We start from the raw sequence: 20,833 nt of genomic DNA on the forward strand, positions 1-20,833 counted from the left end.
GGGGCGGACCGTTCGTTGTATGCGTCTTTGGGTGCGTCTTCGGTGGGTCCGGGGTGGGGCCCGGGCCTTGTACCTGTGGGTGGCGCCGGTGGTGCGAGGACGGCGGCGCCGAACCCGGTGCGGCGGTCGCCGTCACCGGGGGCGGCCGGTCGGCTCGTACGCGCCGGCCCGTACGAGCCGGTGCGCGCGAGGCGGTACGTACGCACCGCGGGTGCGAGCCGGGCGTACGAGCCGGGTGTGGCCGAAATCGAACGGTGCCGGTCTCAGACCGCGGCCTTCTTCAGGCGGCGGCGCTCACGTTCGGACAGGCCGCCCCAGATACCGAAGCGCTCGTCGTTCTGGAGCGCGTACTCCAGGCATTCGGAACGGACTTCGCAGGCGAGACAGACCTTCTTGGCCTCGCGGGTCGAGCCGCCCTTCTCGGGGAAGAAGGACTCGGGGTCGGTCTGCGCGCACAGGGCGCGTTCCTGCCAGCCGAGCTCCTCGGCCGCGTCCTCGACCAGCAGTTCCTGGAACAACTCGGTCATCTACGCCCCTCGTCTGTCTGTGCGTCCCCGTGGGGTTGCCGTTTCCGGTCGGCCGAACGACACGAGTGAAATTACAAGTTCGTCGCTCAGTACGAGTCAAGCCGGGATCTGCTATTAGGCCCCGTATTCACTCTGCGGAACCAACCCTATGCGGAAAGTACTCGAATCGGCAAAAACCATGACACAAGCCACTAACCCCTGTCGCGCCGTCACGTCCTACTGAGAGGGACGTCCGGGAGGCGGATCATGTTGCGATCCAGCCACGGAAGCGATCCGGATCACAGTCCGATCACGAGACCCCCGTCATGTTTACGGCACCGGATGTTGCGCCATCTCTCCTGGCCGCAACACGAACAAACCTTTCTCCGTGCACAGTAACCGGATGAGGTGAAACATTACCCCCAAATCGGTCATTGAGTTGACAGTCGGGTATCGATCCCGCCACGTTGGTGGCATGCCAGCGACCGCAGCGTCCACCGCGACCCACCGCCATGGGGTCCATCGGGCTGCTCTCGTTCGCTGTCGCTGTCGCTGCTGTCCCAGCTGTTGAGCGCGCCCTTCTCCGGCGCCTCCGGCTTCCCTGCGGTCCGCCCCCGACCGCTGCCTTGCGTACAGCTCCCCTTGCCCGACCTCTGTTCGACCCCCGCGTGATCCCCGCTTGAGCTCCGTTCCCCGACGGGTCTCTGGCTGATTCCCCTCGCTCCACCCCTCCCCCGCATCACCCGTTCGGCTCGTTTACCTGCGTTTTCTGCGTTTCTGCGTTTCCCCGTTCTGCGACACCCCGACTTCTGCCGAGGAACACCCGCATCCCATGAACATGGACAGCGACCTTCAGATCGCCGGCGACATCCTTGAGGTCCCGCACCTCCTCCAGCCCCCGCGCGCGCACCCGGCCACGGTGGCCGAGTTCGCCGGCCTCGCCCGGGAGATCGCCGCCGACCGCGACCAGTGGGCCCCCTACGTCCAGTACGACGCCACCACCCGCTGGTACCACCGGCTGCGCACCGGCCCCGGATACGAGGTGTGGCTGCTGTCCTGGCTGCCCGGCCAGGGCAGCGGACGCCACGACCACGGCCCGTCCTCCGGTCTCCTCACCGTCCTCGCGGGCGAACTCACCGAGCGCTCGCGGCGCGGACCGCGCGCCTTCGCGCCCGGCTCCCAGTACGTCTTCGCCCCGGGATACGTCCACGAGGTCGTCAACGACTCCCTCGAACCCGCCGTCAGCCTGCACGTCTACTACCCCGGCCTCACCGAGATGCCGATGCACACGGCCGGACACGTGCAGGGTGCGGTGGCGCGCGTCGCGCACACCGCGCGGACGGCGGAACCCGCGCTGCCCGGTGTGACCGGTCAGGGAGGCGTACCGGCCTGACGGTCCGGGCCGTTGTCCGGGCTGTCGCCCGAGCCCTGTCCGAGCCGTCGCCCGAGCCGCCGCCCGAGCCGTGGTGCGGGCTGTCGTGCGGGCCGTCGTCAGGGCCCGCACGACGGCGTGTCACCACCCCCCGGATGGCGGTGGGGCGCTGCTGACAGACTGTCCGCATGCGCATTGTGGTTCTGGCCGGTGGCATCGGTGGTGCCCGCTTCCTTCGCGGCCTCAAGCAGGCCGCGCCCGACGCGGAGATCACGGTCGTCGGCAACACCGGTGACGACATCCATCTCTTCGGCCTCAAGGTCTGCCCCGACCTCGACACCGTGATGTACACCCTCGGTGGTGGCATCGACGAGGAACAGGGCTGGGGCCGCGAGGACGAGTCCTTCACCGTCAAGGAGGAACTCGCGGCGTACGGGGTCGGGCCCGAGTGGTTCGGCCTCGGCGACCGCGACTTCGCCACCCACATCGTCCGTACCCAGATGCTGGGCGCCGGCTATCCGCTCAGCGCCGTCACCGAGGCGCTGTGCGCCCGCTGGCGGCCCGGCGTCCGGCTGCTGCCGATGTCCGACGACCGGGTCGAGACGCATGTGGCGATCGAGGTCGACGGCGAGCAGCGGGCCGTCCACTTCCAGGAGTACTGGGTGAAGCTGCGCGCCTCCGTGCCCGCGCTGGCCGTCGTGCCCGTCGGCACCGAGCAGGCCAAGCCCGCGCCCGGTGTCCTGGAGGCGATCGCCGAGGCCGACGTCATCCTCTTCCCGCCGTCGAACCCGGTCGTGTCCGTCGGCACGATCCTCGCCGTGCCCGGCATCCGCGAGGCCGTCGCCGCCGCGTCCGCGCCGGTCGTCGGCCTCTCCCCGATCGTCGGCGACGCGCCCGTGCGGGGCATGGCCGACAAGGTCCTCGCGGCGGTCGGGGTGGAGTCCACGGCGGCGGCCGTCGCCCGGCACTACGGCTCCGGGCTGGTCGACGGCTGGCTCGTCGACACCGTCGACGCGGACGCCGTCGCCGACGTCGAGGCGGCGGGCATCCGCTGCCGCGCCGTGCCGCTGATGATGACCGACCTCGACGCCACGGCCACGATGGCGCGCGAGGCGCTGACGCTCGCGGCGGAGGCCGCTGCGGCCAAGGCCGGGGCTGGTGCTGGTGCTGGTGCCGAGGCTGGTGCGGGCGCCGGGGCCGAGGAGGGCGACGCGTGAGACCAGGGGCTCCGGAGGCCCGGTTCGAGGTGTGGGCGCTCGACGGGATACCCGAGGTGGCGCCCGGCGACGACCTCGCCAAGCTGATCACCTCCGCCGTCGCGCCTGTGCCCGGTGAGGCGTCCGCCTCCGGACTGGCCGACGGGGACATCCTGCTCGTCACCTCGAAGATAGTGAGCAAGGCCGAGGGCCGGTCGCTCGTCGCCGCCGACCGCGAGGCGGCGATCGACGCCGAGACCGTACGGGTGGTGGCCCGGCGCGGGCCGCTGCGGATCGTCGAGAACCGGCAGGGCCTGGTCATGGCCGCCGCCGGTGTCGACGCCTCCAACACCCCGGCCGGCACCGTGCTGTTGCTGCCCGAGGACCCCGACGCCTCGGCCCGCCGGATCCGGGAGGGCCTGCGCGAGGCGCTCGGCGGCATCGACGTCGGCGTCCTCGTCACCGACACCTTCGGGCGGCCCTGGCGCAACGGGCTCACCGATGTGGCGATCGGCGCGGCCGGCGTCCGGGTCCTCGACGACCTGCGCGGCGGCACCGACCCCCACGGCAACCCGCTGAACGCCACCATCACCGCCACCGCCGACGAACTCGCCGCCGCCGGCGACCTCGTGAAGGGCAAGCTCGGCGGGCGGCCCGTCGCCGTCGTCCGCGGGCTCTCCCACCTGGTGGGGGACGCTGAACCTGGTGCGGGTGCTGGTGCTGGTGCTGGTGCGGGCGCGGGTGCTGGTGCGGGTGCCGGTACGGACTCGGGTGCGCGGGCGCTGGTGCGGGACGCCTCCGAGGACATGTTCCGGCTCGGCACCTCCGAGGCCGTACGCGAAGCGGTGACCCTGCGCCGTACCGTACGGGACTTCACGGACGAACCCGTCGACCCCGGCGCGGTACGCCGGGCCGTCGCCGCCGCCGTCACGGCGCCCGCCCCGCACCACACCACCCCCTGGCGGTTCGTGCTCCTGGAGACAAAGGCCGCGCGGACCCGGCTGCTCGACGCGATGCGGGACGCCTGGATCGCGGACCTGCGGGCGGACGGCAAGTCCGAGGACTCCATCGCCAAGCGCGTCCGGCGCGGCGACGTGCTGCGCCGGGCGCCGTACCTCGTCGTCCCCTGCCTCGTCACGGACGGCGCGCACCACTACGGCGACGCGCGCCGCGACGCCGCCGAACGCGAGATGTTCGTGGTCGCGGCCGGCGCCGGCGTACAGAACCTGCTGGTGGCGCTCGCCGGGGAACAGCTCGGATCGGCGTGGGTGTCGTCCACGATGTTCTGCCGCGACGTCGTCCGCGACGTCCTCGCCCTGCCGGCCGACTGGGACCCGATGGGCGCGGTCGCCGTCGGCCGGCCCGCCTCGGCGCCGAAGGAACGGCCGGCGCGGCACGCCGCCTCGTTCATCGAGGTGCGCTGAGGCATTCCCGCCAGGGTTCCTCTCCCTAGAGGGCCCTGATGTCGCCGGGCGCCATCCTCGGCGCCCGGCGCGGCGGCACCCGGCCGCTCAGCAGGATCAGCCGGGCCGCCCGGTGCCGCTGGCCCTCGTACGGGGCCAGCAGCTCCAGCATCGCCGCGTCGTCGGCCGACCGGTCGCCCGCCAGCGCCCAGCCGACGATGCCCGGGAGGTGCAGGTCACCCGTCGTGACCTCGTCCGGAGCGCCATTGCTGCGCTGGACCGTCTCCGCCGACGTCCACGGGCCGATCCCCGGGATCAGTTCGAGACGCTTCCTCGCCTCCGCCGGCGGCATGTGCGCGGCCTCCTCCAGCCGGGCCGCGACCCGTGCCGCCCGGACGATCGTCGCCGCCCGCTTCCCGTCCACGTTCGCCCGGTGCCACTCCCACGACGGGATCGCCGCCCAGCCCCGGGCGTCCGGCATCACGTACATCCCCTCCGGCACCGGGCCCGGTGCCGGCTCCCCGAACGTCCGCACCAGCTGCCGCCAGGAGCGGTACGCCTCCGTGCTCGTCACCTTCTGCTCCAGGACCGTCGGAATCAGCGACTCCAGGACGAGCCCCGTCCGGGTCAGGCGCAGGCCCGCGCGGGCGCGGGCCGTCGCCGCGACGATCTTGTGGCGCGGGACGAAGGCGGTCGGGTCGTCCTCCGCGCCGAGCAGGGCGGGCAGGGCGTCGAGCAGCCAGGCGGCGCCGGGGCCGTAGGCTTCCGCGCCGTTTTCCTGAATGCGGAGGGTGCCCGGGCCGGCGGGGGTGCGGCTGGCGCGCCAGATGGAGCCGTCGGGGGTGGTCTGGAAGGTGGGGTCGGCGGGGCCGCGGCGGAGGGGGGCGAGGGTGAGCGAGGTGTTCGCGTTGTTCGCGTTGTTCGCGTTGCGGGGGAGGGGGGTGAAGCGGGCGGCCATGTCTTTGACGGTAACGCGGTTGGGGGTGGGCGCGGGGAAAGCGACAAGGGTGAGCGCGCCACGAGGCGGGGCGCGCGGCGGGGGGCTTCAAGGGCGAGCGCGCCGCCCAGGGCGCCGTTCCGTGTGCCCACCCGTCCCTCCCCCTAGGGCTTCGCCGCTGGGGGACCCCCAAGCGGAACGATTGCCCACACGTCGGTGGGACCTGCGGGGCCGCACAGGCGGGGGTCGTGGGTGGTGCGCGGGGTCCGGTCAGGGGCCGTGTTCTTCACTGCATGATTTACGGCGCGGGGGCCTTACTGGTGCGTTGAACGTTCTTCTTCCGCGCCACAAATCACGCTTTACGTTCCGAACACGACCCCTCCCCTCCCCCCGCTCCCCTCACCACACCCCCTCGCGCCGCCCCTCGTCCCGAGGAGGGGGAGGTCGACCTTGGCCGGCGCTGTCTTGTCTCTGCGGGCTGCCTCACCCCGAGGCTCCGCCTACGGAGCCATGGTCAGGGGAGGTGAGTAGGGGGACGGGGTGCCGTCCCACGGGCCGCCGTTCCAGGATCGGGGAGCTACGAGGCTCTCCGGCCCCCTACTGATCCGACGAGAAGCGGATCGATCCGCCCGGCAGCACCGTGTCGCACCACACCCGCGCGCCCCCGCGCAGTTCGTTGTCCGGGCCGATGTGGGCGCCGTCGCCGATGACCGCGTCCGTGAGGATCGTGCGGGCACCGATGCGGGCTCCCGCGCCGATGAGGGAGTCGGTGAGGACCGCGCCGGGTTCGACGATCGCGCCCGCGAGGACCGCGGAGCCGTGGACGCGGGCGCCCGCGCCGACGGTCGCGCCGGGGCCTATGACGGTGCCGCCGGTGAGCTTGGCGTCGGGGGCGACCTCGGCGGTGTCGAGGACGAGGCGGTCGCCGCAGCGGCCGGGGACCGCCGGGGACGGGGCGCGGCCGAGGACGAGGTCGGCGGAGCCGCGGACGAAGGCCTGCGGGGTGCCGAGGTCGAGCCAGTAGGTGGAGTCGACCATGCCCTGGAGGTGGGCTCCGGCGGCCAGGAGGTCGGGGAAGGTCTCGCGCTCGACGGAGACCGGCCGGCCGGTGGGTATGGAGTCGATGACGGAGCGGCGGAAGACGTACGCGCCCGCGTTGATCTGGTCGGTGACGATCTCCTCGGGCGTCTGCGGCTTCTCCAGGAAGGCCGTGACGCGCCCGGTGTCGTCCGTCGGCACGAGGCCGAAGGCGCGCGGATCCGCGACCCGGGTGAGGTGGAGGGAGACGTCCGCGCCGGAGTCGCGGTGGGTGGCGACGAGGGCCTGGATATCGAGGCCGGTGAGGATGTCGCCGTTGAAGATGAGGACCGGGTCCTCGGGGCCGGAGTGGAGGCGCGAGGCGACGTTGCGGATCGCGCCGCCGGTACCGAGGGGTTCCTCCTCCGTGACGTACTCGATGCTGAGGCCGAGGTCCGAGCCGTCGCCGAAGTGCGGTTCGAAGACCTCGGCGAGGTACGAGGTGGCGAGCACGATGTGTTCCACACCGGCGGCGCGGGCGCGGGCCAGTTGGTGGGTGAGGAAGGGGACGCCGGCGGCCGGGACCATCGGCTTGGGGGTATTGACGGTCAGGGGACGCAGCCGGGTGCCTTTGCCACCGACCAGGAGAATCGCTTCGGTCACCTGTCGTCTCTGCTTCCTGTTCGGGTCCGGTCGTCGCCGGGTGGTTCTCGTACGGACGGCAGCCTGCCCCCGTCCGTACGATATGACCGGTCAGTCTATGCAGAGGGTTGCTCAGCTCCTGCCCTGGTACTTGGCGGAGGCCGACCGCGCGGTGCCCAGCTTTCCGTAGAGACGTTTGCCCGGGCACTCGGTGGAGAAGCCGTCGCGATGTCCCGAGATGACGTTCAGTTTGACCTTGCTGCCCTTCTTGAAGCGGTTCCCGCCGCCGGAGGTCAGGGTCGTCTTGCCCTTCGGGTTCGCCTCGAACAGGCCCAGCTTCCAGGCCGTCAGGCGGGCGATCGCGGTGACGGCCGCGGCCGGCGGGTTGGTGCTGCCGTAGCTGCCGAGGACCGCGATGCCCATGCTGTCGCTGTTGAAGCCCATCGTGTGGGCGCCCTGGACGGCCTTGGCGACGCCGCCCGCGCGGCCCTCGTAGATGGTGCCGCACTTGTCGACGGCGAAGTTGTAGCCGATGTCGCGCCAGTGCATGCTCTTCACGTGGTAGCGGTAGATCCCGCGCAACACGGACGCCGCCTCGCCGCACTTGTAGGAGTTGCCGGTGGCGCTGTGGTGGACGAAGGCCGCCTTGACCGTCTTGGTGTAGGAGAAACCGCCCTCTCGCAGCCCCTCGTCGGCGCCCCAGCCCTTACGGGTGACGATCTTCGGCCGGGCCCCGATGTACGGCTTCGCCCCGGGGGCCTTGTGGAGGGACGCCACCGTCTGCGCGTGGGTCTGGGCGGGGATCGAGGAGACGCCGTACGGAGCGAGTTCGGCGTTCGCGCCCGCGCTCTCGGCGGCCGCGGTGGCCTTCCGCACCGCCTGCTCCGCCTTCTCGGACTCCCCGGCCGGTCCCGACTGCCCCGACTGGCTCGGCCGGCTTGGCTTCCCCGGCTTCCCGGATTGCCCCTGCTTCCCCGGCTTCCCGGACTGGCTCGACTTCCCGGGCTGTCCGGGCTGTCCGGAGCCTGAGGACGTGTGGCCGCCCACCGGGTACGGGCGGGTGAACTGGCCGGTGTAGCCGGGATAACCGGGGTAACCGGTGTAGTGCGTGTACGGCGCCGCCACACCGCCACCGCCGCCGTCGGCCGGGGCGCCCATCGCCCGGGTGCTCGTGGTGCGTTCCGGTTCCCGGCCCGGGTCGACGAGTTCGAGGCGCAGTCCGCGCGGCAGCTCCCCGGCCCGCTCGTGGCGGTCGTGCCGGTCGTCTTGTCCGGGCCGTACGCGGACCTCGACGCCGTCGGAGGCGCCGACCCACAGCGGCGCGGTGCCGCCGCGCGGGGCCGCGCCGCGGTCCTCCACGGTGCCGGGGTCGGCGCCGTGCTCCTCGTTGTGGGTCTCGACGTCCCGCCAGCGCGACCACGTACCGTCCGCCGTGGACCGGGAACGGACCTGCACCGTGCCGTCCAGCGGCGCGCGGGCGTCGTCCCAGACCACCCCCACGAGCGAGAACGGCCGGACCTCACTACGGGTCAGCCCCCGCTCCCCCGCCGCCGTCCGGCCGCCGGCGCGGTTGCGCGGTCCGTCGGGGGCGAGCGGTTCGAGCGGCAAGGACTGGGTGGAGCCCGCGACATCGGCGTCGGGCGCGTCGGGCGCGGTGGGTGCGAGGGCGGGCGCGAGCCGGGGCCCCGGGGCCGCGGCGGCCGCCGGGGTCGGGGCCGTGAGGGAGAGCGGCAGCGCGAGCGCGGTGGCGCAGCCGACGGCGAGCGAGGAGACGAGGGAGGCACGCATGGGGTGATCGTGAGGGTGCGACCGGGTTTCCGCGCGCGATGACCCGCGCGGCGGACAGGTGACAGTGCGGGCCGCCCGGTGGACGCTGTCACCGGAACGGGGGATCCGGGGCGGGGTCCGCGCGTACGCTTGCCCGCGTGAACGCCAGCGACCGCACCCCCGCCGACCTGCTGCGATCCGCGCTCGCCGCGGACCCGGCCCGCCCCTTGGTCACCTTCTACGACGACTCCACGGGTGAACGGGTGGAATTGTCCGTGGCCACCTTCGCCAATTGGGTGGCGAAGACGGCCAATCTGCTCCAGGGCGAGCTGTCCGCCTCCCCCGGCGACCGGCTCGCGCTGCTGCTGCCCGCGCACTGGCAGACCGCCGTGTGGCTGCTCGCTTGCTCGTCGGTGGGCGTGACGGCCGAGATCGGCGGCGATCCGGCCGGCGCGGACTACGTCGTCGCCGGGCCCGACGCCCTGGAGGCGGGCCTGGCCTGCTCCGGGGACCGGATCGCGCTCTCCCTCGCGCCGCTCGGCCGCCGTTTCCCCCAGCCGCCCGCCGGATACGCGGACTACGCGGTCGAGGTGCCGGGTCAGGGCGACCGCTTCGCGCCGTTCGTTCCCGTCGGCCCGGACGAGCCGGCCCTCGTCGTCGACGGCATGGAGCTGACGGGCGCGCAGCTCGTGGACCGGGCCCGCGCGGACGCGGCGGAGCTCGCGGCCACGGCGGGTGACGGCGCCGGTCTGCGGGTGCTGTCGGACCGCGCGTACGACAGCTGGGCCGGGCTCTCGGCCGGGCTGTACGCGCCGCTCGCGGCGGGCGGGTCGGTCGTGCTGTGCCGGAACCTGGACCAGCTGGCGCCGGAGAGCCTGGCGAAGCGCGTGGAGAGCGAGCGGGTCACCGTCCGGCCGGCAAGCTGAGGGGCCGGAGGGCTGACCTTGTTCCCGGGGCCGTCTTGAGGCTGCCCCGGGGGCCGTTCCCGATGTCGCGGTCCCCACGCGCGCGTGCGCTCGTACTCCCGCCATTCCTGTCATTCCTGTCATATGCCTGACGGCCGGGGCCGTCCCCGGTTGCGCCACCCCCACGCGCGCGTCCGCGCCGTACCCCCCTCGCACCGCTGTCATATGCCCGTCCGCCCTTCCCTCCACCCGTACGGCCCATCGACGCGCCGCGTACCCGCGTAACCGGCGGGCGGGCGGGTCATGATCGGCCGGGAGCGGAGTGCAGTGCTCCGCACAACCAAGCCCGGGAACCGGCCGTCTACACCTGCATGACAACGGACTCCCGGCGCGCAGCGGACGCCAGCGAGGACGGACTCAGACGTGACGGACAGCGCGGACACGCCCACGGGGACGGGCGGCGGACGCAAGCCGCGGCACTGGCTGCGCTGGACGGCGCTGGGGACGGCCCTCGTGGTGCTGGTCGCGGCCGGCGTGGGCTGGTGGGTCTACCGGAAGCTGAACGCCAACATCACGGCGGACGCGGCCGCCGAGGCCGAGCTGCGCGCGTACGAGAAGGAGCGGCCGGCCGCGGAGGTCCGCGGGGCCCGCAACATCCTGCTGATCGGCTCGGACTCCCGGGCCGGCGCCGGGAACTCGGAGTACGGGCGGGTCAAGGGCCAGCGGTCCGACACCACGATCCTGCTGCACATCGCCGCGCACGGGTCGAGCGCCACGGCGGTGTCCGTGCCGCGCGATCTGATGGTGCGGGTCCCGAGCTGCGCGCGGCCGGACCGGACGCGTACGGCGGCGCGGTACGCCCAGTTCAACTGGGCCTTCGCGGTCGGCGGGCCGGCCTGCACGATCCGCACCCTGGAGAAGCTGACCGGCATCCGGATCGATCACTTCGTGGTCGTCGACTTCCAGGGCTTCAAGGAGATGGTCGACGCCGTCGACGGGGTGACGGTCTGCCTGAAGGAGCCGATCGACGACCGCGACGCGCGGCTCAAGCTGCCGGCGGGCCGGCAGCTCCTGCGCGGCGAGCAGGCGCTCGGCTTCGTACGGGCCCGCAAGACGCTGGGCGACGGCAGCGACACCGAGCGGATGGACCGCCAGCAGCAGTTCCTCGGCGCCCTGGTCGACAAGGTGCAGAGCGACGGTGTGCTGCTCAATCCCGCCAAGCTGTATCCGGTGCTGGACGCGGCCACCCGGTCGCTCACCACCGATCCGGGGCTGGCCTCGCTGCGCGATCTGTACGGGCTCTCGCGTTCGATGCGGTCCGTGCCGACCGACCGGGTGCAGTTCCTGACGGTGCCGCGAGAGCCGTATGTGAACGACCCCAACCGCGACCAGCTGGTGCAGCCCGCGGCGGACCGGCTCTTCGCCCGGCTGCGTTCCGATCTGCCCGTGACCGTCCACCCGTCCCCCACCGGGGACGCACCCGGGAACGGCTCCGGCGGCAGCTCCGGGGGCGGTTCCGGGGGCGAACCTGGGGACGACGCCGGGAACGGACCCGGGGACGACTCCCGGGGCAAGACCGCGACCGGGAACGTGACCGGAAACCGCGCGGGAAACGAGGCCGGATTGGGTGCCTCAGCCGCCCCGGGTCCCCTCGCCGCCCCCTCCCCGACGCCCTCTTTCGCGGGCCGGAACGCCGCCCAGAGCTGCTGACTGTGCAAAGAAGCGACCAAGGGGAGGGCAGTGGCGGATGAGGTATGGGCAGATTGCCCAGGTGTAAGGGACGTGGAATTTGTCACGCACGTCGCCCCGCGCTGAACTGGCCGGATAGTGTGACGCGATCCGGTGCTACCGGCCGCATGGTCGCGCACTCGATGGACCAGACCGAGCGCCCGAGGGGGAGGCGCCTCGCGTGGCACCGACGGAGGACCGAGGAACCGTGGACGCGCACAGCCGTGGAGGGGCGGACGAGATCGACCCCGCCGACCAGTGGGTCCTCAACCCGCAGACCGGTAACTACGAACTGCGACTGGACCACTCCGCTGAGCAGCAGCCCGGCCCGGCGGGCCCGCCCCGGCCGCGTCGTTCGGCACCGCGCGGCACCACCCCGCCCGGACAGCGGTCACACCCGCACGCGCCCGGGCAACTCTCCGACCAGGGGTACGAGCAGAGCTACGAGCAGAGCCAGGCGCCGGGCTACACCCAGGGTTACGCGCAGGATTACGCCCAGGGGCAGGGGCAGGCGTACGAGCGCGTCCCCGGCCCCTCCGTCCCCGGTGCCATCCCCGGTGCCGTCCCCGGCCCCTCCGGCCCTGTCCCCGGTGCCGGCGCCGGTGCCGGCGCCTGGCGCGGCAGGGGCGGCGAACGGGGCCCCGGCGGCAGCTCCGAGTTCGGCCCCGAGACCGACTCTGGCCTCGTCTCCGGCCCCGGCCTCGTCTCCGGCCCCGGCTTCGACTCCGGCTTCGGTCCCGAGGCCGGCTCCGAGCGCGCCTCCGGACGTACCGCCGGCCGTACCGCCCGTGAGCGGACCCGCGAGACCGACCCGGCCGCCTCCCCCGCCGCCGCTCCGACCGTCCCCGGGCAGCGCCGCCGCCGCGCGCCCGAGCCCGCCGGCGGTGGCGGCCGGCAGACCGCCGCGAGCCGCCGCAAGCGCCGGCCGGGCAAGAAGTCCACGAAGAAGAAGGTCCTGCTGTGGACCGGCGGCACGATGGCCTTCGTCCTGGTGGGCGGCGCCGCCGGCGCGTACGCGCTGTACAACCACTTCAACAACAACATCAACACCATCGAGGTGGCGGGCGGCACGGCGGAGGGCTTCCAGGACGGCCGGCCGTTCAACATCCTGCTCATCGGCACCGACAAGCGGACCGGCAAGGGCAACGCGGGCTACGGCGACAAGGACAGCCCGGGCCACGCGGACACCACGATCCTCTTCCATGTGTCCGAGGACCGGACGAACGCCACCGCGATGTCCATCCCCCGGGACCTGGTCACCGACATCCCCGAGTGCCAGACGAAGATGCCCGACAACACCCTGAAGACGATTCCGGGGACGAACGCGGTCCGCTTCAACACCAGCCTCGGCCAGGACGAGCGCGACCCGGGCTGCACCATGCGGACGGTCAAGGCGCTCACCGGGCTGACCGTGAACCACTTCATGATGGCCGACTTCAACGCCGTCAAGGAGATGACCACGGCCGTCGGCGGTGTGAAGGTCTGTCTGGCCAAGCCGGTGAACGACCCGAAGTCGCATCTCAAGCTGCCGGTCGGCGAGTCCACGATCGAGGGCGAGCAGGCCCTCGCCTTCGTCCGTACCCGTCACAGCTTCGGCAACGAGAGCGACCTGGACCGCATCAAAGTCCAGCAGCAGTTCCTGAGTTCGATGATCCGCGAGATGAAGTCGAACGACACGCTGACGTCGCCGACCAAGCTGTACGACCTCGCCGACGCGGCCACCAACGCCCTCACCGTCGACAGCGGGATAGGCACGATCGGCAAGCTGAAGTCCCTCGCGGGCGAGCTGGCCAAGATCGACCCGAAGAACATCACGTTCACCACGCTGCCGGTCATCGACAACCCGGCGGAGCCGAGTCCGGTCACGGTCGTACCCGACCCGGTCAAGGCGCCCCGGCTGTTCTCGATGCTCAAGTCCGACACCTCGCTCACCGAGGTGAAGAAGAAGGAGAAGGACGCCAAGAACGCGCAGGTCAAGGCCCAGGCCAAGCTTCTGGAGGGGGAGCGCGCCACCGAGCGCGAGGTCCGGGTCGACGTCTTCAACGGCAGTGGTATCCAGGGCGCGGCCCAGTCCACGGTCAACTGGCTCCAGAACGAACACGGCGTGACGCGGTCCACCAACAAGTCCAACGCCCCCGAGAAGGCAGCGAAGACCACGCTCACGTACGCACCGAACCAGGCCGCCCAGGCCCGCAAGCTCGCGGATCTGATGGGCCTGCCCGCCTCGGCGCTCAAGCCGGGCACACAGGACGCGGGGGAACTCGAGCCCATGACGCTCGTCCTCGGTTCCGATTTCAAGGGCGCGGGGGTGCCCCTCACCGGATCGGCGAAGGCGCCGGACGGTGCTCAGACAGCAGACAAACAGGTGTGCGCCAAGTAGCCAAGTGGCAATCCCGGGACGCCCGTTGGCGACCCCCGGGCCTTGGGGCGCGGCATCTGCAGTGACGAGGGAGACCTGGGGTGGGACGCAGTAGCGTGCGCAGGGAGGGGGCGCGGGAACGCGCCCCGCACGCCCGCAGTACGGAGTGGGACGACCGCACGTACGAGGAGGGGGGTGATGACACCGGCCCGGGCGGACGCCCGGACGGTGGCGTGCCCCGATCCCGTCGTGCCAAGGACGGCGGTGCGCGTGACCGCGGAGGCAAGGGCACGAGCCGCTCGGCGCACCGCCACGGCGGCGGTGGCGGTGGCGGTGGCGGTGGCGGCAGGGCGCGGCGACGGGCGAAGACGAAGAAAAAGTCCGGAAAGCGCAGGATATTCCGCTGGGTGGCCATCACCCTGTCGGTGCTGATACTCGGTACGGCCGGCGCCGGATACCTGTACTACCAGCACCTCAACAACAACCTTCGCGGCGGCAGTCGCGCGGGCGGCGAGAGCGGTGTGAAGAAGGCCGCGCCGGACGCGCTCGGCAATACGCCGCTGAACATCCTGCTGCTCGGTTCCGACGACCGGTCGAAGAGCGCGAACGTGGCGCTGGGCGGCGGCAAGAACGAGCGGGACCGCAAGCCGCTCGCGGACGTGCAGATGCTGCTGCACGTCTCGGCGGACCGGCAGCACGCTTCGATCGTCTCCATTCCGCGTGACACGGTCGTCCCGATCCCGGCGTGCACGGACACCACCGACGGCAAGGTGTACGCGGCGACGAACAACCGGCCCATCAACGAGACGCTCAGCCGGGGCGGCCCCGGCTGCACCCTCACGACGTGGGAGAAGCTCACCGGGGTCTACATCGACCACTGGATGATGGTCGACTTCGCCGGCGTCGTGTCCATGGCCGATGAGGTGGGCGGTGTCCCGGTCTGTGTCAAGACCGGCGTGTACGACAAGTCCACCGCCCAGCAGCACGGCGGCTCGGGGCTGAAGCTCCCCGAGGGCACGACCGACGTGAAGGGCGAGCAGGCGCTCCAGTGGCTGCGGACCCGGCACGCGTTCGGCAGTGACCAGAACCGGGCCAAGGCCCAGCACATGTACCTGAACGGCATGATGAAGAAGCTCCAGGAGCAGAACGCCTGGACCGACACCGGCCGGCTCACGGGGCTCGCGGAGACCGCCACCACGGCCCTCCAGGTCTCCGACGAGATCAAGTCCGTGTCGAAGCTCTTCAATCTGTCGATGCAGCTGAAGAACGTGAAGCTGGACCGTCTCACCACGACCACCGTCCCGACCGACCCCTACCCGGGCAACCCGGACGCGTGGCTCTCGCTGCGCTCCTCGGCGGCCGACAAGATGTTCGCGATGGTCCGCGAGGACGTGGCCTTCGACAAAAACGGCGGGCCGAAGAAGCCGAAGGGCGACGGGGGCACCTCCGACAAGCCGAAGACCGAGCCCGAGGCGCCCGACGCCTTCTCCGTCACCGTCGTCAACGGCACCAGCGGCGACGGGCAGCCGGCCGCCCCGGGCCGCGCCTCCGCGCTGGCGACGACCCTCCAGGGCAAGGGCTTCACCCGGGCCGAGGCCACCCGGGAGGGAGAGGGCAGCAAGGACACCGCGGTCCTCTACCCGAAGTCGGCCGGCGACCAGGCCAAGGCGAACGCCGAGTCCGTGGCGAAGGCCCTCGGTCTGCCGGGTTCGGCCGTCCACGGCGACGCGAAGGCCGTGACCATCACGCTCGTCGTCGGCTCCGACTGGCGCACGGGCTCCGTCTACAAGAAGCCGCAGATCAACGACGGTGACCTGCCGGAGGGCGCGGACGACAAGACGGAGTGCATGGACGTCTACTCCATCTATAAGTGGGACGGGAAGAGCTGACGGTCCCGCTCACTTGGCGCGCGTGTACGGCACAAGGCCGGGCCCCCTCGATGGGAGGGGGCCCGGCCTTGTGCCGTACGAAGGGGGTGGGGTGCGCGGGACGGAGGTCAGACCGTCTCGGTCTTCACCGCCGGGCGCTTGCTCGCGATGACCTTCCGGGCCAGCGCGCGCGGGCTGGTCAGGAAGCCGAAGCCCCAGGACATGTGCATGGTCGCCAGCGCCACCGGAATCTGGAGCCGGGCCTTCAGGGACAGGCCCTTGCCCGCCGGTATCGAGCCCGCGACGATCGCCGCGAGGTAGCCCGCCGGGACGACGAAGCCGACCGGGGTGAGCGTCGCGCCGACGAGGAGACCGGCGGCGATCGCGACGACGGCGGCCGGCGGGGCCAGGTAGCGCAGGTTGATGGAGCCCTCGTGGTAGCGGGCCACCACGTGCCGCCAGCGGCCGTAGTCCTTGTACTGCTTGGCCAGCGCGCGCACCGACGGCCTCGGCCGGTACTGCACCCGCAGCTCCGGCGAGAACCAGATCAGGCCGCCGGCCTCGCGGATGCGGAAGTTCAGCTCCCAGTCCTGGGCGCGGATGAACTCCACGTTGTAGCCGCCCTGCTGCTCCAGCGCCTCGCGCCGGAAGACACCCAGGTAGACCGTCTCCGCCGGGCCCGCCTTGCCGCCGGTGTGGAAGGCGGCGTTGCCGACGCCGATCTTCGAGGTCATCGCGGCGGCGACCGCGTCCTCCCAGGCGTTCTCGCCCTCGGCGTGCATGATGCCGCCGACGTTCATCGCGCCCGTCTCCTCCAGGAGGCGGACGGCGGTGGCGATGTAGTTGGGCGACAGCATGCCGTGGCCGTCGACCCGGACCACGATCGGGTGGCGGGAGGCCTTGATGGCGGCGTTGAGCGCGGCGGGGGTACGGCCCGTGGGGTTCGGCACGGTGTGGACGCGGGGGTCCTCCCGTACGAGCTCGGCGGCGATCTCGTCGGTGCGGTCCGAAGACGGGCCGAGCGCGATCACCACCTCCATCTCGCCGTCGTACTCCTGCGCCAGGATGTGACGGACCGAGTTGCGCAGATGCCGCTCCTCATCGAGGACCGGCATGATCACGGAAACAGGCGGATTGGCGTTCATCGCCCGCCACGTTACCGCGAATGGGGGATACGTTCGCGCGCCCCCGGGTCGCTGCGGGGCGGCGCTGATCTCGGGGCCTACGGTGCTCGGGATCCGCTTGTCGTACCAACGGAGGTGTCCCTCGTGCCCACTCCGCCCCGTCCGACCCGGTCCACCGCCCGCCCCGCACCGGCCTCCCGGCCGGGGACACAGCCAGGGACGCGATCAGGGACACGGTCAGGGGGGCGGCAGCCGGGGTGGGACGAGCGGACAGGAGGGTGGACGGGGCAAACAGAGAGGTCAGGGCGGACTGGGCGGGGTCGGGTTCGGGGGCCGGGGCGGGGGCGGGGGCGGGCCAGGCGTCCGGGGCAGCCGGCCTGGGGGACGCGGGTGGCGACCACCCTCTCGGTGGTGGTGCTGGCCGCCGGGGGGTTCGGGCACGCGCTGTTCACCGGCCTGGACACCGGTCTCACCCGGGTCGACCCCTTCAAGGACATGAAGAACCGGCCGCAGGGCGGGCACGGGCTGAACTTCCTGCTCGTCGGCACCGACGAACGCGCCCGGATCACCCCCGAGGAGCGCCGGGCGTACCGGCTCGGCGGCGAGTCCTGCCACTGCACCGACACCGTGATGCTCGTCCACCTCTCCGAGGACCGGGACCGGGCGAGCGTCGTGTCCCTGCCGCGCGACTCGTACGCCGAGATGCCCGAGCACACCGACCTCACCACCGGCAAGCTCCACCACGCGCACCCGGTGAAGCTGAACGCCGCGTACGCGGAGGGCGGGCCCGGACTGACCGTACGGACCGTGGAGGCGATGACCGGTGTGAAGATCGACCACTATCTGGAGGTCGACTTCACCAGCTTCATGCGGACCGTCGACGCGGTCGGCGGTGTCCGGATCTGCACGACCTCGCCGATGAAGGACCCGTACAGCGGCCTCGACCTGCCGGCCGGGACGCACGAGCTGGACGGCGGGCAGGCGCTCCAGTACGTACGGTCCCGCCATGTCGACGGGGCCGCCGACCTCGGGCGGATGCAGCGCCAGCAGAAGTTCGTGGCGGCGCTCGTCGACCGCGTGACCAGCGGCGGGGTGCTGCTGAACCCGGTGCGGTTCCGGGAGGTCGCCACGACGATGCTGAGCTCCGTACGGGCGGACCAGGGCTTCGGTACGGAGCAGCTGCTGTCGCTCGCGAAGGCGATGCGCGGCTTCACCCCGGCGTCGTCGGAGTTCGCGTCCGTGCCGATCGGTGACGCCGGTTTCCAGGTGAAGGGGATCGGGTCGACGGTGAAGTGGGACGCGGCGAAGGCACAGAAGCTCTTCCAGTCGCTGCGCGAGGACCATCCGCTGGCGACCGCGGGCGCCACACCGGCCTCCCCGCCGGCTCCCTCTGCCTCCTCTGCCGCGCCGGCCGAGGGGGCGCGGCCCGGGGCGGTGGCCGTGGAGGTCGCGCCGTCCACCGTCCGGGTCCAGGTCTACAACGGCACCCACACGGCCGGCCTCGGCGCCCGCGCCGACGCGGCCTTGCGCGCCACCGGCTTCGACACGACCCGCGACCCGCAGACCCGGCAGAGCACCCACAACCAGGCGGGCACGGTCATCGCCTACGACCCGCACTGGGACCGCTCCGCCCGCACCCTCGCCGCCGCCCTCCCCGGCGCCACCCTGCAACCCGTCGCGGGCCAGGGCGCCACGCTCCAGGTGACGGTCGGCGCGGATTATCGGGGCGTGACTCCGGTGCGGGTCCGGGAGGCGGGGGCGGGGGCGGGGGCGGGGGCTGGATCGTCGGGTGCGGGGACGGGGTCGGAGGCGGTGCGCGGGGATCAGGTGGTGTGTCCGTAGGAACGCGACGCGCCCCCGAGTGGCCCGGAGGCCGCTCGGGGGCGCGTGCGCACGGGCTTACAGCCCGTCGTGGGCCACGCCGTCGATGAAGGCGCGCCAGCCATCGAGCGCACAGGTCACGACGGGCCCGGCCTCGACCTTGCTGTCCCGCATGGCGACAGCGCTGCCGAAGCGCGCCACCTCGACGCACTGACCGTTTCCGTTGCTGTGGCTCGACTTGAACCACTCAGCGTTCTCAACCTTTTCCATAACTCCCAGCCACCTCCGAGATCAGGCGCAGCGACGCCTACAGGCCGCGCTCAACCACGCTTCCGATGAATGCGCGCCATCCTTCAACCCCACAGGTCACGACGGGCCCAGACTCCACCTTGCTGTCCCGCATGGCAACAGCGCCGCCGAGGTGCGCCACCTCGACACAGGAGCCGTTCCCGTTGCTGTGGCTCGACTTGAACCACTCAGCGTTCTCAACCTTTTCCATAACTCCCAGCCACTTCAGAGATCAGGCGCAGCGACGCCTGCTCGTCGAGCGATCCTTCCCAGATGTCGGTGAAGGCCGCGTCGTACTGTTGCACCTCCCGGTCCTTGTCCAGGTACAGGCCGCCGGTGTACCCGTCCGCGTAGACCGTCGGCGGCTCAGTGGCCGTCCCGTCACCGGTCAACGGGAACCGAAGGATCACGAAGGAGCCCGTGACGACTCCCGAGTGCAGACCGGCAGCAAGCGGCGTGACTCGAATCGAGATGTTCGGCAGCCCTGCGACGTAGGCCAGGTGGGCGAGCTGCCGCATCATCACCTCGGGACCGCCGACGGGACGCCGTAGCACCGCCTCGCCCAGCGCGACCCGCAGCACCGTCGGGTCGGTGGCTCGGGTCAGAAGTGCCTGCCGCTCGATGCGCAGCCGTACACGCCCATCGAGTTCCGCTTCACTGATCCCACGGATATGCGTACGGATGACCTCGCGCGCATACCCCTCCGTCTGCAGCAGCCCGTGAACGAGGTCGCTCTCGTACAACGACAGAGATTCGGCGGCTTCTTCGAGTCCCACGTAGACATCGAATCCGTCCGGGATCACGTCGCCGTAGGCGTGCCACCAGCCCCGCGCCTTGGTCTCCTTCGCGAGCCCCATCAGGGCCTCGGTGAGATCCGCCGGCGCGCCGTACACCAGGCACATCGCCTGGACGTCCAGGCTCCGCAAGGGAGTCTGGCCCGTCTCGATGCGCCACATCTTCGCCTCGGACCACTCCAGTTTCTTCGCCGCCGCGCGCACGGTCAGGCGCGCTCGGTTGCGTAGATCGCGGAGATTCCGCCCCAGCTGACGACGCGGAACTGTCGATCCGGTCGGGCCCTCAGCCATCCCAACTCCTTTGCCGTGTCCTCAGTATGAAGGACTTTTGCCCCTCACGATGAAAGCCGTCCGGCACTCGCCGCGCAGTGCAGGACATCCGTTCGACACCTTCTGAGCGGTACAACGCCATGAAGTCTTGCACAGCTCTCGTCACGCCGTGCACTGTGGACATGCACTCTCCGTGAGCGATCATTCTGCCCGCGTTTGCCGCGCCCCCCTTACCCAAGTCGTCGGCAACGCGGGGCACTTGCCCGTGAGGAATCCGCATGATCGACCTTCCGCCAGCCGTTCCCGTGGCCCTCTGCCCGCCTCCTGACGGCCCTCCATCCACCTTGCTGCTGGCGAGCGACCCTCAAGTCGCAGCGCATGCCCGCGTGTTCGCTCGCGAATTCATTGGCTACAACTCGCCAGAAGCCCCGGCGCCGCACCTCGACGACGTCGTTCTCGTGACGAGCGAGCTGGTCACCAACGCGTACCGGTACGGCACGGAGCCGGGCGACCAGATCCAGGTCGTCCTCCACAGCGACCACAGGCGAACGCGCGTCGAGGTGCACGACCCCGTGCGTCGACGCCCTTCGCCCCGGCCCGCGTCGGACGAAAGCACGCGCGGGCGCGGCCTGTTCATCCTCGACGCGCTGTGCATGGGGATGTGGGGCTGCGAGGACCGACCGTTCGGAAAGTTCGTGTGGGCGGAGATCCTGCGGATCGACTGACCCTTCGGCCAGAGCCCGGCATCCGCTCTTCCCCGCAGCGCCCCGGACCCGGCCCCGGACCCGGCCGGGCCGAAGGGGACGGCGCCCGAAGCGCTCTGGCCGGTCCGCCTC

17 protein-coding genes are annotated in these 20,833 nt (G+C 71.8%); 9 read left to right on the forward strand and 8 right to left on the reverse strand.

Annotated features, from left to right (window positions below; all coding sequences use genetic code 11):
- Positions 1-263: 263 nt before the first annotated feature.
- A complete protein-coding gene (locus ACGFRB_RS33050) occupies positions 264-527 on the reverse strand; it encodes a WhiB family transcriptional regulator (RefSeq protein WP_361237125.1) in 264 nt (87 codons plus the stop codon).
- Between the two features lie 811 nt (positions 528-1,338).
- Between ACGFRB_RS33050 and ACGFRB_RS33055 the strand changes: the two genes are divergently transcribed.
- The 3 genes from ACGFRB_RS33055 (at position 1,339) to ACGFRB_RS33065 (ending at position 4,498) form a co-directional block, all read left to right on the forward strand.
- On the forward strand, positions 1,339-1,899 hold the full coding sequence (locus tag ACGFRB_RS33055) for a cysteine dioxygenase (RefSeq protein WP_393248325.1): 561 nt from the start codon (positions 1,339-1,341) through the stop codon (positions 1,897-1,899).
- 167 nt (positions 1,900-2,066) lie between these two features.
- A complete protein-coding gene (cofD, locus tag ACGFRB_RS33060; RefSeq protein WP_393248327.1) occupies positions 2,067-3,095 on the forward strand; it encodes a 2-phospho-L-lactate transferase in 1,029 nt (342 codons plus the stop codon).
- Positions 3,092-4,498 (forward strand): coenzyme F420-0:L-glutamate ligase, encoded by a 1,407-nt coding sequence (locus tag ACGFRB_RS33065; RefSeq protein WP_393248329.1) that lies wholly within the window; start codon positions 3,092-3,094, stop codon positions 4,496-4,498. Before cofD ends, ACGFRB_RS33065 begins: the two co-directional genes overlap by 4 nt.
- Positions 4,499-4,523: 25 nt before the next feature.
- Here the strand turns inward: ACGFRB_RS33065 and ACGFRB_RS33070 are convergent, their stop codons facing one another.
- From ACGFRB_RS33070 to ACGFRB_RS33080, 3 genes are all read right to left on the reverse strand, one after another.
- Positions 4,524-5,435 carry a DNA-3-methyladenine glycosylase family protein gene (locus ACGFRB_RS33070; RefSeq protein ID WP_393248331.1) on the reverse strand — a complete coding sequence of 304 codons (912 nt, stop codon included), beginning with the start codon at positions 5,433-5,435 and terminating at the stop codon, positions 4,524-4,526.
- Positions 5,436-6,011: 576 nt separating this feature from the next.
- Positions 6,012-7,094 carry a sugar phosphate nucleotidyltransferase gene (locus ACGFRB_RS33075; protein ID WP_393248333.1) on the reverse strand — a complete coding sequence of 361 codons (1,083 nt, stop codon included), beginning with the start codon at positions 7,092-7,094 and terminating at the stop codon, positions 6,012-6,014.
- 111 nt (positions 7,095-7,205) lie between these two features.
- Entirely contained in the window at positions 7,206-8,861 is a 1,656-nt protein-coding gene (locus ACGFRB_RS33080; protein WP_393248335.1) for an N-acetylmuramoyl-L-alanine amidase, read from the reverse strand.
- A gap of 137 nt (positions 8,862-8,998) precedes the next feature.
- Here ACGFRB_RS33080 and ACGFRB_RS33085 point away from each other — a divergent pair, with 137 nt between their 5' ends.
- The 4 genes from ACGFRB_RS33085 to ACGFRB_RS33100 all read left to right on the forward strand — a co-directional run bounded on the left by ACGFRB_RS33085 (position 8,999) and on the right by ACGFRB_RS33100 (position 15,721).
- The gene (locus tag ACGFRB_RS33085) at positions 8,999-9,766 is read left to right on the forward strand and encodes a TIGR03089 family protein (RefSeq protein ID WP_393248337.1); all 768 of its coding nucleotides are present in this window, start codon (positions 8,999-9,001) and stop codon (positions 9,764-9,766) included.
- Between the two features lie 402 nt (positions 9,767-10,168).
- On the forward strand, positions 10,169-11,455 hold the full coding sequence (locus ACGFRB_RS33090; RefSeq protein WP_393248339.1) for an LCP family protein: 1,287 nt from the start codon (positions 10,169-10,171) through the stop codon (positions 11,453-11,455).
- A gap of 199 nt (positions 11,456-11,654) precedes the next feature.
- Positions 11,655-13,853 (forward strand): LCP family protein, encoded by a 2,199-nt coding sequence (locus ACGFRB_RS33095; RefSeq protein WP_393248341.1) that lies wholly within the window; start codon positions 11,655-11,657, stop codon positions 13,851-13,853.
- A 386-nt stretch (positions 13,854-14,239) separates the two neighbouring features.
- Entirely contained in the window at positions 14,240-15,721 is a 1,482-nt protein-coding gene (locus tag ACGFRB_RS33100; RefSeq protein WP_393248343.1) for an LCP family protein, read from the forward strand.
- A gap of 107 nt (positions 15,722-15,828) precedes the next feature.
- Here ACGFRB_RS33100 and ACGFRB_RS33105 read toward each other — a convergent pair whose 3' ends face one another.
- Positions 15,829-16,845: a glycosyltransferase family 2 protein gene (locus tag ACGFRB_RS33105; protein WP_363012286.1), complete on the reverse strand. Its 1,017-nt coding sequence runs from the start codon at positions 16,843-16,845 to the stop codon at positions 15,829-15,831.
- Between the two features lie 369 nt (positions 16,846-17,214).
- Here ACGFRB_RS33105 and ACGFRB_RS33110 point away from each other — a divergent pair, with 369 nt between their 5' ends.
- Positions 17,215-18,666, forward strand: a complete 1,452-nt coding sequence (locus ACGFRB_RS33110) for an LCP family protein (RefSeq protein ID WP_393248345.1) — start codon at positions 17,215-17,217, stop codon at positions 18,664-18,666.
- Positions 18,667-18,723: 57 nt separating this feature from the next.
- Here the strand turns inward: ACGFRB_RS33110 and ACGFRB_RS33115 are convergent, their stop codons facing one another.
- Genes ACGFRB_RS33115 through ACGFRB_RS33125 form a run of 3 tightly spaced genes read right to left on the reverse strand, consistent with a single transcriptional unit; the run spans position 18,724 to position 20,018 of the window.
- Positions 18,724-18,915, reverse strand: a complete 192-nt coding sequence (locus tag ACGFRB_RS33115; protein WP_393248347.1) for a DUF397 domain-containing protein — start codon at positions 18,913-18,915, stop codon at positions 18,724-18,726.
- Positions 18,916-18,952: 37 nt separating this feature from the next.
- Positions 18,953-19,144 (reverse strand): DUF397 domain-containing protein, encoded by a 192-nt coding sequence (locus ACGFRB_RS33120; RefSeq protein WP_361237082.1) that lies wholly within the window; start codon positions 19,142-19,144, stop codon positions 18,953-18,955.
- Complete coding sequence (locus ACGFRB_RS33125; RefSeq protein ID WP_393248349.1) at positions 19,131-20,018, reverse strand: helix-turn-helix domain-containing protein; 888 nt, start codon at positions 20,016-20,018, stop codon at positions 19,131-19,133. The genes ACGFRB_RS33120 and ACGFRB_RS33125 overlap by 14 nt, the downstream gene beginning before the upstream one ends.
- Before the next feature lie 257 nt (positions 20,019-20,275).
- Between ACGFRB_RS33125 and ACGFRB_RS33130 the strand changes: the two genes are divergently transcribed.
- The gene (locus tag ACGFRB_RS33130) at positions 20,276-20,722 is read left to right on the forward strand and encodes an ATP-binding protein (RefSeq protein WP_393248351.1); all 447 of its coding nucleotides are present in this window, start codon (positions 20,276-20,278) and stop codon (positions 20,720-20,722) included.
- Positions 20,723-20,833 lie beyond the last annotated feature (111 nt).

It is taken from the genome of Streptomyces sp. NPDC048718 (assembly GCF_043198875.1).
In the GTDB taxonomy this organism is placed as follows: Bacteria; Actinomycetota; Actinomycetes; order Streptomycetales; family Streptomycetaceae; genus Streptomyces.

Bases quoted from the DNA above. Each gene is read 5' to 3' on its own strand.
- ACGFRB_RS33050 (WP_361237125.1), bottom strand. From the start codon at position 527: ATGACCGAGTTGTTCCAGGAACTGCTGGTCGAGGACGCGGCCGAGGAG.
- ACGFRB_RS33055 (WP_393248325.1), top strand. From the start codon at position 1,339: ATGAACATGGACAGCGACCTTCAGATCGCCGGCGACATCCTTGAGGTC.
- cofD (WP_393248327.1), top strand. From the start codon at position 2,067: ATGCGCATTGTGGTTCTGGCCGGTGGCATCGGTGGTGCCCGCTTCCTT.
- ACGFRB_RS33070 (WP_393248331.1), bottom strand. From the start codon at position 5,435: ATGGCCGCCCGCTTCACCCCCCTCCCCCGCAACGCGAACAACGCGAAC.
- ACGFRB_RS33080 (WP_393248335.1), bottom strand. From the start codon at position 8,861: ATGCGTGCCTCCCTCGTCTCCTCGCTCGCCGTCGGCTGCGCCACCGCG.
- ACGFRB_RS33105 (WP_363012286.1), bottom strand. From the start codon at position 16,845: ATGAACGCCAATCCGCCTGTTTCCGTGATCATGCCGGTCCTCGATGAG.
- ACGFRB_RS33115 (WP_393248347.1), bottom strand. From the start codon at position 18,915: ATGGAAAAGGTTGAGAACGCTGAGTGGTTCAAGTCGAGCCACAGCAAC.
- ACGFRB_RS33120 (WP_361237082.1), bottom strand. From the start codon at position 19,144: ATGGAAAAGGTTGAGAACGCTGAGTGGTTCAAGTCGAGCCACAGCAAC.
- ACGFRB_RS33125 (WP_393248349.1), bottom strand. From the start codon at position 20,018: ATGGCTGAGGGCCCGACCGGATCGACAGTTCCGCGTCGTCAGCTGGGG.
- ACGFRB_RS33130 (WP_393248351.1), top strand. From the start codon at position 20,276: ATGATCGACCTTCCGCCAGCCGTTCCCGTGGCCCTCTGCCCGCCTCCT.